This is a genomic window from Streptomyces yerevanensis (assembly GCF_000716805.1).
Lineage (GTDB): Bacteria > Actinomycetota > Actinomycetes > Streptomycetales > Streptomycetaceae > Streptomyces > Streptomyces flaveus.
On sequence record NZ_JNWJ01000252.1, the window covers coordinates 1 to 330 of the forward strand.

Consider the following 330-nt stretch of genomic DNA (forward strand, 5'->3'; position numbering starts at 1 on the left):
GGTTCCGCCCGCCGCCTGACCTCCCGTATCCAAGGAGTACGCACATGGCCCTCAAGCTCGGCGCCTACACCGCCTGCCTGCACGACCGCACCCTCACCGAAGCGCTCGACATCCTCAAGGAGAACGGCCTGACCTCGGTCGAGGTCAACACCGGCGGCTTCATCCCCGCCCCGCACTGCCCCGCCGACCTGCTGCTGTCCTCGGCGAAGGCCCGGGAGGAGTACCTGGCCACCTTCACCGACCGCGGCATGGAGCTCACCGGCCTCAACTGCAACGGCAACCCGCTCAACCCGCTCCCCGGCGTCGGCCCCAAGCACGCCGACGACCTGC

1 pseudogene is annotated in these 330 nt (G+C 70.0%); it reads left to right on the forward strand.

The window, feature by feature from the left end:
* Positions 1-44 precede the first annotated feature (44 nt).
* Positions 45-330 (forward strand): annotated as a pseudogene (locus OP79_RS49290) (sugar phosphate isomerase/epimerase); the annotation flags it as partial.